This window comes from Streptomyces sp. NPDC088387 (genome assembly GCF_044753385.1).
In the GTDB taxonomy this organism is placed as follows: Bacteria; Actinomycetota; Actinomycetes; order Streptomycetales; family Streptomycetaceae; genus Streptomyces.
This window is the reverse complement of the sequence record NZ_JBIVNC010000002.1, coordinates 783574-797082: the sequence shown is the minus strand read 5'-3', so window position 1 is coordinate 797082 and position 13509 is coordinate 783574. Positions and strand designations below refer to the sequence as shown.

At 73.6% G+C, this 13509-nt stretch carries 11 protein-coding genes; 9 read left to right on the top strand and 2 right to left on the bottom strand.

The annotated features are described in order from the left end of the window. Window positions 1-60 precede the first annotated feature (60 nt). The 6 genes from ACIQAC_RS08000 (at window position 61) to ACIQAC_RS07975 (ending at window position 7934) form a co-directional block, all read left to right on the top strand. On the top strand, window positions 61-612 hold the full coding sequence (locus ACIQAC_RS08000; protein WP_402188107.1) for a GNAT family N-acetyltransferase: 552 nt from the start codon (window positions 61-63) through the stop codon (window positions 610-612). Window positions 613-697: 85 nt separating this feature from the next. Next, window positions 698-1591, top strand: coding sequence for an arginase family protein (locus ACIQAC_RS07995; RefSeq protein ID WP_402188105.1), 894 nt, complete (start codon window positions 698-700; stop codon window positions 1589-1591). 87 nt (window positions 1592-1678) lie between these two features. Continuing rightward, window positions 1679-3637 (top strand): DUF5107 domain-containing protein, encoded by a 1959-nt coding sequence (locus ACIQAC_RS07990; protein WP_402188104.1) that lies wholly within the window; start codon window positions 1679-1681, stop codon window positions 3635-3637. 259 nt (window positions 3638-3896) lie between these two features. Continuing rightward, window positions 3897-5279: an NAD(P)/FAD-dependent oxidoreductase gene (locus ACIQAC_RS07985; RefSeq protein WP_402188102.1), complete on the top strand. Its 1383-nt coding sequence runs from the start codon at window positions 3897-3899 to the stop codon at window positions 5277-5279. Next, complete coding sequence (locus tag ACIQAC_RS07980; protein WP_402188100.1) at window positions 5276-7126, top strand: transketolase; 1851 nt, start codon at window positions 5276-5278, stop codon at window positions 7124-7126. The genes ACIQAC_RS07985 and ACIQAC_RS07980 overlap by 4 nt, the downstream gene beginning before the upstream one ends. 64 nt (window positions 7127-7190) lie before the next feature. Then, the gene (locus tag ACIQAC_RS07975) at window positions 7191-7934 is read left to right on the top strand and encodes a GvpL/GvpF family gas vesicle protein (protein ID WP_402188098.1); all 744 of its coding nucleotides are present in this window, start codon (window positions 7191-7193) and stop codon (window positions 7932-7934) included. Between the two features lies 1 nt (window position 7935). Here ACIQAC_RS07975 and ACIQAC_RS07970 read toward each other — a convergent pair whose 3' ends face one another. Continuing rightward, window positions 7936-8757, bottom strand: a complete 822-nt coding sequence (locus tag ACIQAC_RS07970) for a methyltransferase domain-containing protein (RefSeq protein WP_402188096.1) — start codon at window positions 8755-8757, stop codon at window positions 7936-7938. Between the two features lie 98 nt (window positions 8758-8855). Continuing rightward, a complete protein-coding gene (locus ACIQAC_RS07965) occupies window positions 8856-10361 on the bottom strand; it encodes a bifunctional phosphatase PAP2/diacylglycerol kinase family protein (RefSeq protein ID WP_402188094.1) in 1506 nt (501 codons plus the stop codon). A gap of 152 nt (window positions 10362-10513) precedes the next feature. Here ACIQAC_RS07965 and ACIQAC_RS07960 point away from each other — a divergent pair, with 152 nt between their 5' ends. From ACIQAC_RS07960 to ACIQAC_RS07950, 3 genes are all read left to right on the top strand, one after another. Further along, a complete protein-coding gene (locus ACIQAC_RS07960) occupies window positions 10514-11167 on the top strand; it encodes a histidine phosphatase family protein (RefSeq protein WP_402188092.1) in 654 nt (217 codons plus the stop codon). Window positions 11168-11538: 371 nt separating this feature from the next. Then, on the top strand, window positions 11539-13158 hold the full coding sequence (locus tag ACIQAC_RS07955; RefSeq protein ID WP_402188091.1) for an ABC-F family ATP-binding cassette domain-containing protein: 1620 nt from the start codon (window positions 11539-11541) through the stop codon (window positions 13156-13158). Window positions 13159-13234: 76 nt separating this feature from the next. Further along, window positions 13235-13459: a DUF6158 family protein gene (locus tag ACIQAC_RS07950; protein ID WP_402188089.1), complete on the top strand. Its 225-nt coding sequence runs from the start codon at window positions 13235-13237 to the stop codon at window positions 13457-13459. Window positions 13460-13509: the final 50 nt, after the last annotated feature.

The window sequence follows — 13509 nt, the reverse complement described above, 5'->3', positions numbered from 1 at the left end:
CGGCGTGGGTACGGGCAGACGCCGTGGGTGGGAGCGCGGCAGCCGTCGTAGGCTGGCCGAATGCCGCATGACGCCTCGCTCCACCTCGCCAAGGGCCCGCGTGTGAGCATCCGTACGTTCACCCTCGGTGACGGCACCGAGTTCGTCGCCCGGGTCCGGGAGAGCAGGGACCTGCACCGTCCGTGGCTGTTCCCGCCGGACACCGCCGACGCGTACGCCCTGTACGCGAAGCGGCTGATCGAGGACCCCACCAGGATGGGGTTCCTGGTCTGCGAGCGGGACGGCGGGGACATCGCCGGATTCATCACTCTGAACAACATCGTCGAGGGCGGCTTCCAGAGCGGCACCCTCGCCTACGGGGCCTTCGCGCACGCGGCCGGGCGCGGGCTGATGCGCGAGGGGCTGGGGCTCGTCGTGGGCCACGCCTTCGGACCGCGGCGGCTGCACCGGCTGGAGATCAACGTGCAGCCGGACAACGCCCCCTCGATCGCGCTGGCCCGCGGCTGCGGATTCCGCCGCGAGGGCTACTCGCCGAAGATGCTCTTCATCGACGGGGCCTGGCGCGACCACGAGCGCTGGGCGCTCACCGTCGAGATGCGGACCTCCGGCTGATCCTCCCGGCGCCCCGGCCGGCCGCTGGACCCGTGGCGCGCTCCGGCCGTTGATCGGCGGCACCGGGTCACGGAGGATGGCCCGTATGCGGAACATCGTGGTGATCGACGCCCCCTCCAACCTGGGCCTGCGCCCACCCGCCCCCGGAACCGTGCCCGGCTGTCACAAACTCGCCGGCGCGCTGCGCGAGCAGCGGATCGTCCAGCGGCTGCGGGCCCTGGAGGGCGGGGTGGTGGTGCCGCCGCGCTACGACCTGGGTGACTGGCAGGAGGGCGACGGGGTGTTCAACGCCGCCGCGCTCGCCGGGTACACCCGCCGGCTCGCCGACCGGCTCGAACACCATGTGCGGGCCGGGGACTTCCCGGTCGTGCTCGGCGGGGACTGCTCGATCCAGCTCGGCGCCTCGCTCGCGCTGCGCCGCCTGGGACGGTACGGGCTGGCCGCGCTGGACGCCTCGCCCGACTTCCGCCACCCCGGCAACTCGGACCGGATCGGCGCGGCCGGCGGCGAGGAGGTCGCCCTCGCCACCGGCCGCGGACAGACGGACCTCACGGACCTGGAGGGGCTGCGGCCCTATCTGCGCGACGAGGACGTGCGGTTCTTCGGGATCCGGGACTGCTTCGAGGACGACCGCGCCGAACTCGCCGCGCTGAAGATCCCCGTCGTCACCGTCGGCGACCTGCGGGAGTGGGGCCCGGAGGCACTCGCGCGGGCCACCGCCGAGGCCTTCGAGATCCCCGAACTCGACGGGTTCTGGCTGCACCTGGACGCGGACGTGCTCGACCCGAGTGTGATGCCCGCCGTCGACAGCCCCGACCCCGACGGACTGCTCCCGGACGAACTCCGCGCGCTGCTGCGGCCGTTGCTCGCCTCCACGCACTGCGTCGGCCTCAACATCACCATCTACGACCCCGACCTGGACCCGGACGGCACCGCGGGCGCCCTGCTCACGGACATCGTGGTGGACGCGTTCGCGTAACGAATCAAGGGCGTGGGGGGCTGTTTCGGCCTTTTGCCCAATCCTGACCGGACAGGGCCCTGGCCGAGCGGCGGACGGCCCGCTTCCATGGTGATCGTGACGACGATCCGACGCGCCGCAGTGACCCTGCCCGCCGCGCAGCTTGGCCCGGACAACCCCCTCCCTCCGCTTCTGCCGCTCGACGAGGTCCACCGCGTCGACGAACGCGACCGCGACGAGCTGCCGCGCGACATGGCCCGGCAGACCGACTACGAACCGCTGCGGAGCCTGCTGCCGGTCCGGGTGCGCGACGGCTACGAACGGACGCGTGAGCCGCGCGAGTTCGACGCCGTGGTGATCGAGAACGACCGGCTGCGGGCCACCGTACTGCCGGGCCTCGGCGGCCGGCTCGTCTCCCTCGTGCAGCTCACCACGGGACGCGAACTCCTCTACCGCAACCCGGTGTTCCAGCCCGCCAACTTCGCCCTCAACGGCGCCTGGTTCTCCGGTGGCGTCGAGTGGAACATCGGCGCCACCGGACACACCACCCTGTCCTGCTCACCCCTGCACGCCGCCCGCGTCCCCGCCCCCGACGGCGGCGAGATGCTCCGCCTGTGGGAGTGGGAACGCCTGCGCGACCTGCCCTTCCAGGTCGACCTCTGGCTCCCCGACGGCTCCGACTTCCTCCATGTCGGTGTCCGTGTCCGCAATCCGCACGAACGGCCCGTCCCGACGTACTGGTGGTCCAACATCGCCGTGCCCGAGCGGTGCCGCGTGCTGGCCCCGGCGGAGGAGGCCTGGCACTTCGGCTACGAACGGCGGCTGCGCCGGGTGCCCGTCCCCGAGTACGACGGCACCGACCGCACGTACCCACCGAACAGCACCTTCGCCGCCGACTACTTCTACGACGTGCCGGACGGGCGGCGCCGCTGGATCGCCGCCCTCGACGCCGACGGGCACGGGCTGGTGCAGACGTCCACCGACACCCTGCGCGGCCGCAAGCTGTTCGTCTGGGGCACCGGCAGCGGCGGCCGACGCTGGCAGAACTGGCTCACCGAACCCGGCACCGGCGGCTACTGCGAGATCCAGGCCGGCCTCGCCCGCACCCAGCTGGAACACGTCCGCCTCGACGCCGGGGGCGAGCTCTCCTGGCTGGAGGCGTACGGCCCGCTCGACACCGACCCCGAGGGGGAGTGGCCGGCCGTCCTGGGCGCCGCCGAGGACCGGCTGGAGACCGTCCTGCCCCGCGCGGACGTCGACGCCGCCTACGCCGCCTGGAAGCCGTACGCCGACACCGAACCCGGCGAACTCCTCGCCACCGGGTCCGGCTGGGGCGCGCTGGAGGTGCTGCGCGGTGGCTTCAAGCTGCCGGGCACACCCTTCGACGAGGCCACACTCACCGACGCCCAGACACCGTGGCTCCAACTGCTGCGCTCCGGCCTCGTGCCCGAACCGCGCCGGGTACGGCCGCCCGGCGAGACCCTCGTCGCCCCGCACTGGCGGGACATGCTGGAGACCGCCCCGGCGACCCCGCTCACCGAGTACCACCTCGGTGTCGCCCAGTGGCACGCCGGCGACCGGGCCCAGGCCGTGCGCAGCTGGGAGCGCGCCCTGGAACTCGCGCCCTCCCTCTGGCCCCTGCTGCGCTGTCTCGCCGTCGCCGACCGCGAGGCCGGCAACCACGAGCGGGCCGCCGACCGGTACGAGGAGGCCTTCGACGACCTGTGCGGCGAGCGCCGCGACGACGGCGAACAGTGGACGGCGGCCACCGCCGCGCTGGGCCGCGAGGCCCTGGAGACCCTGCTCGCCGTGGGCCGGGTGGCCGCCGCCCGCGGTGTCTGGGAGCGGCTGCACCCCACGACCCGCCACCGAGGCCGGTTCCGGCTGATCGAGGCCGGGCTGCTGCTCGCGGAGGCCCGCCCGGACGAGGCGCTGGCCGTCTTCTACGCCGGCTTCGAGGTCGCCGACCTGCGGGAGGGCGCGGAGACGATCGGCCGGCTGTGGGCACGGCTGTCGGACGAGCCGCTGCCGGAGGGATTCGACTTCCGGATGCGGCCGGAGGGATAGCCGGGGGCAGGCCGCGGGCGTTTGCGGCCGGTCGGGGATCGCGGTTCGCTGAGAGGGCGTGAGCGGGCGGGAACGGACGGGCGGTCGGCGGGGGAGCGGTCTGCCACCCACCGGGGCCCGCAGCGGGCCTCCCGCCCGGCCTCCACTGCGGTCGGGTGCGCCGCCGCACGGTGTTTCGTGCCGGTCCGGGGTGTTTGGCGGGCCCGCTCGGGGGGACGCGACAGGTCCCGCAGGCGAGCGCTGACCGGAGGCGAAGTTCGTGAGTCGACCACACGTCGTCATCGTCGGTGCCGGTTTCGCCGGGTTCCGGGCCGCCCGTGAACTGGCCCGGCAGGCCCGGGGCACCGCCGATGTCACCCTGCTCAACCCCACCGACTACTTTCTGTACCTGCCCCTGCTGCCCCAGGTCGCCGCCGGCATCCTCGAACCGCGCCGCGTCACCGTGTCGCTCACCGGCACCCTGCCCGGCGTCCGGCTGGTCCTCGGCGAGGCCGACCGCATCGATCTCGACGCCCGCACCGTGCACTACTCCGACCCCGAGGGCGGCGCCGGCACCCTCGCCTACGACCGGCTGGTCGTCGCGGCGGGCAGCGTCAACAAACTCCTCCCGGTCCCCGGCGTCGCCGAGCACGCACACGGCTTCCGCGGACTGCCCGAGGCGCTGTACCTGCGCGACCACGTCACCCGGCAGATGGAACTGGCCGCCGCGGCCGACGACCGGGCGACCTGCGCGGAGCGCTGTACGTTCGTGGTCGCCGGCGCCGGATACACCGGTACCGAGGTCGCCGCACAGGGCCGGCTGTTCACCGACGCGCAGGTCCGCAGGAACCCGCTGCGCCACAAGGTGCGGCCGCGCTGGCTGCTCGTCGACATCGCCCCGCGCGTCCTGCCCGGACTCGACGCACGCCTCGCCCGCACCGCGACCCGGGTCCTGCGCCGCCGTGGTGTGGAGGTACGCACGGAGACCTCCGTGAAGGAGGCCACCCGGGAGGGGGTCCTGCTCAGCGACGGCGAGTCCGTCGCGACCCGGACACTCGTGTGGTGCGTGGGCGTACGCCCCGACCCGCTCGTCGACTCCACCCGGCTGCCCCTGGAGCAGGGCCGCCTGGTCGTCGACCCGTATCTCCAGGTGCCCGGCAGGCCCGAGGTGTTCGCGTGCGGGGACGCGGCCGCCGTACCGGATCTCGACCGGCCCGGCGAACTGGCCCCCATGACCGCACAGCACGCCTGGCGGCAGGGCCGCTCGGCCGCCCGCAACGTCCTCGCCTCGCTCGGCAGGGGCGAGTGCCGGCCCCACCACCACCGCGACCTCGGCTTCGTCGTGGACCTCGGTGGTGTCCAGGCCGCCGCCAACCCGCTGGGCATCCCCCTGTCCGGTCCGCTCGCGGGCGCGGTCACCCGCGGCTACCACCTCGCCGCCATGCCCGGCAACCGTGTCCGGGTCGGCGCCGACTGGCTGCTGGACGCCGTACTGCCGCGCCAGGCCGTGCAGTTGGGCCTCGTCCGGTCCTGGTCGGTGCCGCTGGAGTCGGCCTCGCCCGAACTGGCCCGCGTCCCCGGCCGGCCCGCCCCGGCGCACACCGAACCACCCGGCCCCGTCAGGGCCGGCGACCCTTCCGAAGACCCCGAGGGAGACCGATGAACACCCGTGAACTCGCCGAACTCGGCCAGCAGTTGCGTGTCGACAGCGTGCGCGCCTCAGCCGCCGCGGGCTCCGGGCATCCGACCTCGTCGATGTCCGCCGCGGACCTGATGGCCGTACTCCTGGCCGAGCATCTGCGCTACGACTTCGACCGCCCCGACCACCCCGCCAACGACCGGTTCGTGCTGTCCAAGGGACACGCCTCGCCGCTGCTGTACTCCGCGTACAAGGCGGCCGGCGCGATCGACGACGCCGAACTGCTCACGTTCCGGACACTCGGCAGCCGGCTGGAGGGGCATCCCACACCGCGGCGGCTGCCCTGGGTGGAGACGGCCACCGGATCGCTCGGCCAGGGGCTGCCCGTCGGCGTCGGCATCGCGCTCGCCGGGAAGCGGCTGGAGCGCACCGGCTACCGGGTGTGGGTGCTGTGCGGGGACAGCGAACTCGCCGAGGGCTCCGTCTGGGAGGCCGCCGAGCACGCCTCGTACGAACATCTCGACAACCTCACGGCCATCGTCGACGTCAACCGGCTCGGCCAGCGCGGCCCCACCCGGCACGGCCACGACCTCGACGCCTACGCCAGGCGGTTCCGGGCCTTCGGCTGGCACACCGTGGAGATCGACGGCCACGACGTCGACGCGATCGGACGCGCCTACGCCGAGGCCGCGTCGACCAGGGAGCAGCCGACCGTGGTGCTCGCCCGCACCCTCAAGGGCAAGGGCGTCGACGCCGTCCAGGACCGCGAGGGCATGCACGGCAAACCGCTGCCCGACGCGGACCGCGCCATCGCCGAACTGGGCGGGCGGCGCGACCTGCGCGTATCCGTCACCGAGCCGCCCGAGGCGCGGATGCTGCACTCCGTGACCGCCGGGGCGGGCGAACCGCCGCGCTGGGAACGCGGCGGCGACCCGGTCGCCACCCGCGACGCCTACGGCAAGGCGCTCGCCGCCCTCGGCGGCACCCGCGGTGACGTCGTCGCCCTCGACGGCGAGGTGAGCGACTCCAGCCGCGCCGAGTTCTTCGCCAAGGAACACCCCGACCGGTTCTTCGAGTGCTACATCGCCGAGCAGCAGATGGTCGCCGCCGCGGTCGGCCTTGCCGCGCGCGGCTGGGTGCCGTACGCCTCCACCTTCGCGGCCTTCTTCTCGCGCGCGTACGACTTCGTGCGCATGGCCTCGATCAGCGGGGCCGGCATCAACCTCGTCGGCTCGCACGCCGGGGCCGCCATCGGACAGGACGGGCCCTCGCAGATGGGCCTGGAGGACCTCGCGATGTTCCGGGCCGTGTACGGCTCGACCGTGCTCTACCCGTGCGACGCCAACCAGACCGCGCGGCTCGTCGCCACCATGGCCGGCCTGGAGGGTGTGCGCTATCTGCGCACCTCGCGCGGTGCGACGCCGGTGATCTACGGCCCCGACGAGGAGTTCCCGGTCGGCGGCTCCAAGGTGCTGCGCTCGTCCGGCCTGGACCGGGTCACCATCGTCGCCGCGGGCGTCACCGTGCCGCAGGCCCTCGCCGCGGCCGAGACGCTCGAAGAGGCGGGCATCCGGGCCCGGGTGATCGACCTGTACTCGGTCAAACCCGTCGACCGGGCCACCCTGCGCCAGGCCGCCGAGGACACCGGCTGTCTGCTCACCGTCGAGGACCACCACGAGGAGGGCGGGCTCGGGGACGCGGTCCTCGACGCCTTCCTCGACGGGCGGCCCGTGCCGCGGCTGGTCCGGCTCGCCGTCGGCACCATGCCGGGCTCGGCGACCCCGGACGAGCAGCTGCACGCCGCGGGCATCGACGCGGAGGCCGTCGCCGCCGCCGTACGGCTGCTCGTCGAGCAGGCGGTGGTGCCGTAGACGGGCCCGGCGGGACACGCGTCACGACGCCGGCACCGGGTAGGTCCCCCCTGAAGGAGGCCTCATGAGCACACTGCGGTACGTGTACGCCGTCTGCCGGCCGTTCGACGCGGCCCTTCAGTGCCAGCTGACCGGCGTGGCGGGCGATCCACCCCGCCTGCTGCGTCACCACGGGCTGGTCGCCGTGGTCAGCCATGTGCCGAAGGGCGACTTCGCGGAGGACGAGCTGCGCGCCCGGCTGGAGGACACCGGGCGGCTGGAGGACGCCGACTGGCTCGCGGGTGTCGCCCGGCTGCACCAGGGTGTCGTCGACGCCCTCACCACCGTCACCACCCCGCTGCCGCTGCGGCCCGCCTCCGTGTTCCGCGACGACAGCGCGGTGCGGCTGATGATGGAGATGCGCGAGGACGAGCTCCGGCGCACCCTCGACCGGCTGGAGGGGCGGGTGGAATGGGGCGTACGGGTCTTCCGGGACTCCGGGGCGCCGCAGGAAATGGACCCGGCCCGGGTGTCGCAGGAGAAGGGCATGACGGAAGCGCCGTACGAGTCACCGGCGGAGGACTTCTCCGCCCGTCTGCACACGGCGCTTTCCGGGCAGTCCGACGCCTCCCACACCTATCCCCTGCGCAACCGCGCGCCCGACGGCACCGGAGGCCGCAACGTGCTCAATGCCGCCTATCTGGTGCCGCGGGCGCGTTCCGAGGAGTTCGTGGAGATCGTCGATCGGGTGAAGGGGACGGAACCAGGAGTCCTGGTGGAGCTCACGGGTCCGTCGGCGGCCTACTCGTTCGCCGCCGACGACTTCTGAGTCAGACCTGCTTCCGGCACAGAACTTCCCCGTGAAGCACACAGAACCAGCCGTCCTGCCGCTCGCCCCACTCCCGCCAGGCCGCTGACACCGCCGCCAGCCGCTCCTCGGTGGCGTGTCCGCCCCGCACGGCGAGCGCGGCGTAGGCCGAGGCCACCGTGCGGTCCGCCCACAGCCCGCTCCACCAGGCACGCTCCTCTGGCGTGGCGAACGTCCAGGTGCCGGACGTCGCCGTGATGTCGGTCAGCCCGGCCGCCAGCGCCCACGCCTTCAGCCGTCGCCCGGCGTCCGGCTCACCCCCGTTGGCGCGCGCCACCCGGCGGTACAGATCCAGCCAGTCGTCGAGGCCCGGCGACGCGGGATACCAGGTCATCGCCTCGTAGTCCGAGTCCCGTACGGCGATGTACCCGCCCGGTCTGGTCACCCGGACCATCTCGCGCAGCGCCTGTACGGGATCGCCGACGTGCTGGAGCACCTGATGGGCGTGGACCACACAGAACGTGTCGTCCGGAAAGTCCAGCGCGTGCACGTCCCCGACCGCGAAGTCGACGTTGTCCAGGCCCCGTTCGGCGGCGACGGCACGCGCCCGGTCCAGGATGCCGGGCGCGTGGTCGAGCCCGGTGACCCGGCCGTCGGGCACCAGCGCGGCCAGGTCGGCGGTGATCGTGCCGGGTCCGCAGCCGATGTCCAGGATCCGCATGTGCGGCTTGAGCGAACCGAGCAGATACGCCGCGGAGTTGGCCGCGGTACGCCAGTTGTGCGACCGCAGCACCGACTCGTGGTGCCCGTGGGTGTAGACGGCGGTCTCACGCGCTTGTGGCATGGCTGTGCACCTTTCCCCTCGTCCGGCCTTCCTCCGGAACGGTACGCGCACAGCCGCATGCTGAGACAGTTCGTATCGGAATCTGGACTGACGGAGTGTCAGCCGTGCTGGGTGGAGCCACCCGCCGGCCGGTACGCCACCAGCGCCTCCCGCAGCTTCTCCAGCCGCACCTCGCCCTGTACGTCCGTGACCTCGCCGTCGTAGGCGAGCAGCGTGCCGGGCGGTACGTCGGACAGGCGGAGCGTGCCGACCTGTACGGCCGCGTGGGCGGGGGAGCGGGTGAGGGGGCCGGCGAGGGCCGCGGCGAGCAGCCGCAGCGCCGGGCGGCGGCCACCGTGCACCACCCGCACGTCCAGCCGTCCGTCGGCCAGATCGAGACGGCGGCCCGGCACCAGGCCCATCCGGTGGTAGGTGCCGTTGCCCGCGAACAGCAGCCACATCGGGCGTGCCCGGCCGCCGAGGCCCGCCTGAAGCGGATGCCGGTCGGCCCGCAGCACCCGCAGCGCCGCCACCAGACCGGCCGGCCAGCCGCCGATCCGGTGCGACCACAGGTCCCGCTCGCGCACCAGCTCCGGATAGACGCCCAGACTGAGGGTGTTGAGGAAGATGCCCGTCCGGTCCCGGCTGACGAACCGGCCCACGTCCACCCGGACCGCCTCGCCGCCCTCGACGGCCCGGCCCAGCGCGCGGGCGTCCTCCACCCCCAGGTCCACGGCGAAGTGGTTGAGGGTGCCGCCGGGCAGCACCGCGAGCGGCAGACCGTGCCGCAGGGCGACCTCCGCGGCCGTGTTCACGGTCCCGTCGCCGCCGCACACACCGAGCGCCCGCGCCTCGGTCGCCGCCTTCTCCAGCTGGGCCGGCATCTCCTCGGGCGGGCACTCGACGATCCGGGCGCGCGGCAGCACGTCCCGCAGCGCGTTCGCCCGCTCAGCGGTCCCGGCCGCCTGGTTCGCCACGAGGATCAGCCCCTCCCCCTCGGGCAGCGGAGGGGCGGCCACGCGCGGACGCGACGGGTGCACGGCATGTCCGTGCGGCGGCACCAGGGCCCGTACGGCGTAGGCGGCGCCGACGCCCAGCGCAGCGCCCGCCAGCACGTCGCTCGGGAAGTGGACGCCGGTGTACACGCGGGACATCACGACCGAGAACGCGACCGGCGCCACCAGCGCGCCCCAGGTCGGCGACTCCATCGCCACACCGGCGCAGAAGGCCGCCGCCGACGCCGCGTGGCCGGACGGGAAGGACGTGGTGATCGGCTGCCGCTTCAGCTGCCGCACCGCCGGAACCTGGTCCAGACGCGGGCGCGGGCGGCGCACACTGCGCTTGCCCACGGTGTTGATCGTGGCGGAGGCCAGGCCCAGCGAGGCCAGGCCACGGACGGCGGCGGCGCGGGCCCGGGGCGAGCGGCTCGCCGCGACGGCGGCGGCCGTCGCGAACCACAGCACACCGTGGTTCGCGCTCCGGCTCAGCCGGGGCAGCACCCGCTCGGCGTACGGCCAGTCGCGCTCGGCGGCGAAATCGAAGAGCCGGGAGTCCAGGGTGAGGAGCCAGTCACGCAGCTCGTGGCGGCCGGGCCGCGGGATGGTCAGGTCGACATCTGGGTTCATGCGGTGACGGGTACCCTGAAGTGGCCGTTTGCTGTCCCGCCAGGTGGGCCGCCCGCCGGCCGTGCGGGACACGGGCGCGCGAGGCCGCCCGTGACCGGCGCGCCGAGGTCCCGCGCGACACGAGGTCCCGCGCCACAGAAGGAATCCCGCACATGCGCCTGCTCCTGATACGTCACGGCCAGACCACCGCCAACGTGCGGTTCCTGCTCGACACCGCCGTCCCCGGCGCCGGGCTGACCGACCTCGGGCGGCAGCAGGCGACCGCCCTGACGGAGGTCCTCGCCGACGAGGACATCGAGGCCGTCTACGTCTCCACCCTCACCCGCACCCAGGACACCGCCGCGCCGCTGGCCGCCGCGCGCGGGCTGGAGGTGCGGGTGCGTGACGGTGTCCGGGAGGTGGCCGCCGGCGACCTGGAGATGCTGCCCGGGGACACCGAGCGGGGGCAGACGTACATGCGGACCGTGTTCGCGTGGATGAGTGGTGACACGGGGGTGCGGATGCCCGGTGGGGAGAGCGGGGACGAGGTTCTCGCTCGGTACGACGCGGTGGTGGCGGAGGCCGCGGCGAGTGGGGCGGGCACGGTTGCCGTGTTCAGTCACGGTGCGGTGATTCGGCTGTGGGCCGCCGTTCGTGCGGGCAACGTCGATGTGGACTTCGCTGCCACGCACGGTCTGGAGAACACCGGTGTGGTGGTCCTGGAGGGCTCCCTGGCCGACGGCTTCAAGGCCCTGACCTGGGCGGGCGCGACCGTGACTCCGCACGGGGAGGGGGGTCCGGCGGGAGAGCCGGTGAGCGAGGCGTGACCGCGCAGTTCCCCGCGCCCCTGTGAGGTGGGTGGGTATGTGCGGGCCCGTTGCGGCTGGTCGCGCAGTTCCCCGCGCCCCTGTCGGATGGGTGGGTGGGTGTGTGCGGCGCCGTTGTGGCTGTTCGCGCAGTTCCCCGCGCCCCTGTCGGGTGGGCGGGTGGGTGGGTATGTGCGGGCCCGTTGTGGCTGGTCGCGCGGTTCCCCGCGTCACTGGCGGCACTGTCGTCCCCGCGTCAACCCCCATCCACCCAGGGGCGCGGGGAACTGCGCGGTCGGCCACCGGCCTGTTGGGGGCGCGAACAGCTTCCGTCGGCCGCGTTGGCGATAACGGTTTGCCCGGGGTTCCCGGGGGCGCGGAGAATCGGGGGCATGGGACATCTGGAAGCGGCGCATCTTGAGTACTACCTCCCCGACGGGAGGGCGTTGCTCGGCGACGTGTCGTTCCGGGTGGGCGAAGGCGCCGTCGTCGCCCTCGTCGGCCCCAACGGCGCAGGCAAGACCACCCTCCTCCGCCTGATCTCCGGCGAGCTCAAACCCCACGGCGGCTCCGTCACCGTAGGCGGCGGCCTAGGCGTCATGCGCCAGTTCGTCGGCTCCGTACGCGACGAGACGACCGTACGGGACCTGCTGGTGTCCGTCGCCACCCCCCGCATCCAGACGGCCGCGAAGGCCGTGGACGCCGCCGAGCACGCCCTGATGACCGTCGACGACGAGGCCGCCCAGCTGGGCTACGCGCAGGCGCTCTCCGACTGGGCGGAAGTCCGCGGGTACGAGGCCGAGACACTGTGGGACATGTGCACCACGGCCGCACTCGGCGTGCCCTACGAGAAGGCCCAGTGGCGCCAGGTACGCACCCTCTCCGGCGGAGAGCAGAAGCGGCTCGTCCTGGAGGCACTGCTGCGCGGCACCGACGAGGTGCTGCTCCTCGACGAGCCCGACAACTACCTCGACGTCCCCGGCAAGCGCTGGCTGGAGGAGCGGCTCGCGGAGACCCGCAAGACGGTCCTCTTCGTCTCCCACGACCGCGAACTGCTCTCCCGCGCGGCCGAGAAGATCGTGTCAGTGGAGCCCTCGCCCGCCGGCGCCGACGCCTGGGTGCACGGCGGCGGCTTCGGGACCTACCACGAGGCGCGGCGCGCGAGGTTCGCCCGCTTCGAGGAGTTGCGCCGGCGCTGGGACGAGAAGCACGCACAGCTGAAGAAGCTTGTGCTCACACTCCGTCAGGCGGCCGAGAACAGCCCCGACATGGCCTCCCGCTACCGGGCCGCCCAGACCAGGCTGCGCAAGTTCGAGGAGGCCGGACCGCCGCCCGAGCCGCCGCGCGAGCAGGACATCCGGATGCGCCTCAAGGGCGGCCGCACCGGCGTACGCGCCGTGACCTGCGCGTCCCTCGAACTCACGGGCCTGATGAAGCCGTTCGACCTGGAGGTCTTCTACGGCGAGCGGGTCGCCGTCCTCGGCTCCAACGGCTCCGGCAAGTCGCACTTCCTGCGCCTCCTGGCCGGCGACGACGTGGCCCACACCGGCAGCTGGAAGCTCGGCGCGCGGGTGGTGCCCGGCCACTTCGCGCAGACCCACGCGCACCCCGAACTGGAGGGGCGCACCCTGCTGGACATCCTGTGGAAGGAGCACGCCCAGGACCGGGGCGCCGCCAGCTCACGGCTGCGCCGCTACGAGCTGACCCAGCAGGCCGAGCAGGCCTTCGACCGGCTCTCCGGCGGCCAGCAGGCCCGTTTCCAGATCCTGCTCCTGGAGCTTCAGGGCGTCACCGCCCTGCTGCTCGACGAGCCCACCGACAACCTCGACCTGGAGTCCGCCGAGGCGCTCCAGGAGGGCCTGGAGGCCTTCGAGGGGACCGTGCTCGCGGTCACCCACGACCGCTGGTTCGCCCGCTCCTTCGACCGCTACCTGGTCTTCGGCAGCGACGGCCGGGTCCGGGAGACGGCCGAGCCGGTGTGGGACGAGCGGCGGGTGGAACGCGCGCGCTAGCTGCGGAAACGCCGTCCGGCCGGAATGTTCGTACAGTGGACTGAGCACGGACGGACACGACGATCGGGGCACCACGATGACCGGAGTCGACCCGGGTCGGCTGGACGACCAGCAGCTCATGAGAGCGCTGGAGACCATCCACCGCACACGCCACGACACGCTGCTCCACGGCTCGAACGACGCGCTGCGCGCCCACAACGACCGCATGGCCCAGCTGGAGGGCGAGTACCTGCGCCGCAACCCGCGCCGCTTCGTCGCCGCCGGCCGCACGCGTGAAGGCGCGCGGGAACGCGCCAGCTGACGGCGCCGAGGCGTGGGCGGTGCGACCGGCCGGCGGTCTCCGGCCTTTCG

What these genes read in the sequence shown, in the direction of transcription:
- ACIQAC_RS07990 (WP_402188104.1), top strand. Translation starts at nt 1,679, where the DNA reads ATGGTGATCGTGACGACGATCCGACGCGCCGCAGTGACCCTGCCCGCC.
- ACIQAC_RS07955 (WP_402188091.1), top strand. Translation starts at nt 11,539, where the DNA reads ATGGGACATCTGGAAGCGGCGCATCTTGAGTACTACCTCCCCGACGGG.
- ACIQAC_RS07980 (WP_402188100.1), top strand. Translation starts at nt 5,276, where the DNA reads ATGAACACCCGTGAACTCGCCGAACTCGGCCAGCAGTTGCGTGTCGAC.
- ACIQAC_RS07975 (WP_402188098.1), top strand. Translation starts at nt 7,191, where the DNA reads ATGAGCACACTGCGGTACGTGTACGCCGTCTGCCGGCCGTTCGACGCG.
- ACIQAC_RS07970 (WP_402188096.1), bottom strand. Translation starts at nt 8,757, where the DNA reads ATGCCACAAGCGCGTGAGACCGCCGTCTACACCCACGGGCACCACGAG.
- ACIQAC_RS07960 (WP_402188092.1), top strand. Translation starts at nt 10,514, where the DNA reads ATGCGCCTGCTCCTGATACGTCACGGCCAGACCACCGCCAACGTGCGG.
- ACIQAC_RS07965 (WP_402188094.1), bottom strand. Translation starts at nt 10,361, where the DNA reads ATGAACCCAGATGTCGACCTGACCATCCCGCGGCCCGGCCGCCACGAG.
- ACIQAC_RS08000 (WP_402188107.1), top strand. Translation starts at nt 61, where the DNA reads ATGCCGCATGACGCCTCGCTCCACCTCGCCAAGGGCCCGCGTGTGAGC.
- ACIQAC_RS07950 (WP_402188089.1), top strand. Translation starts at nt 13,235, where the DNA reads ATGACCGGAGTCGACCCGGGTCGGCTGGACGACCAGCAGCTCATGAGA.
- ACIQAC_RS07995 (WP_402188105.1), top strand. Translation starts at nt 698, where the DNA reads ATGCGGAACATCGTGGTGATCGACGCCCCCTCCAACCTGGGCCTGCGC.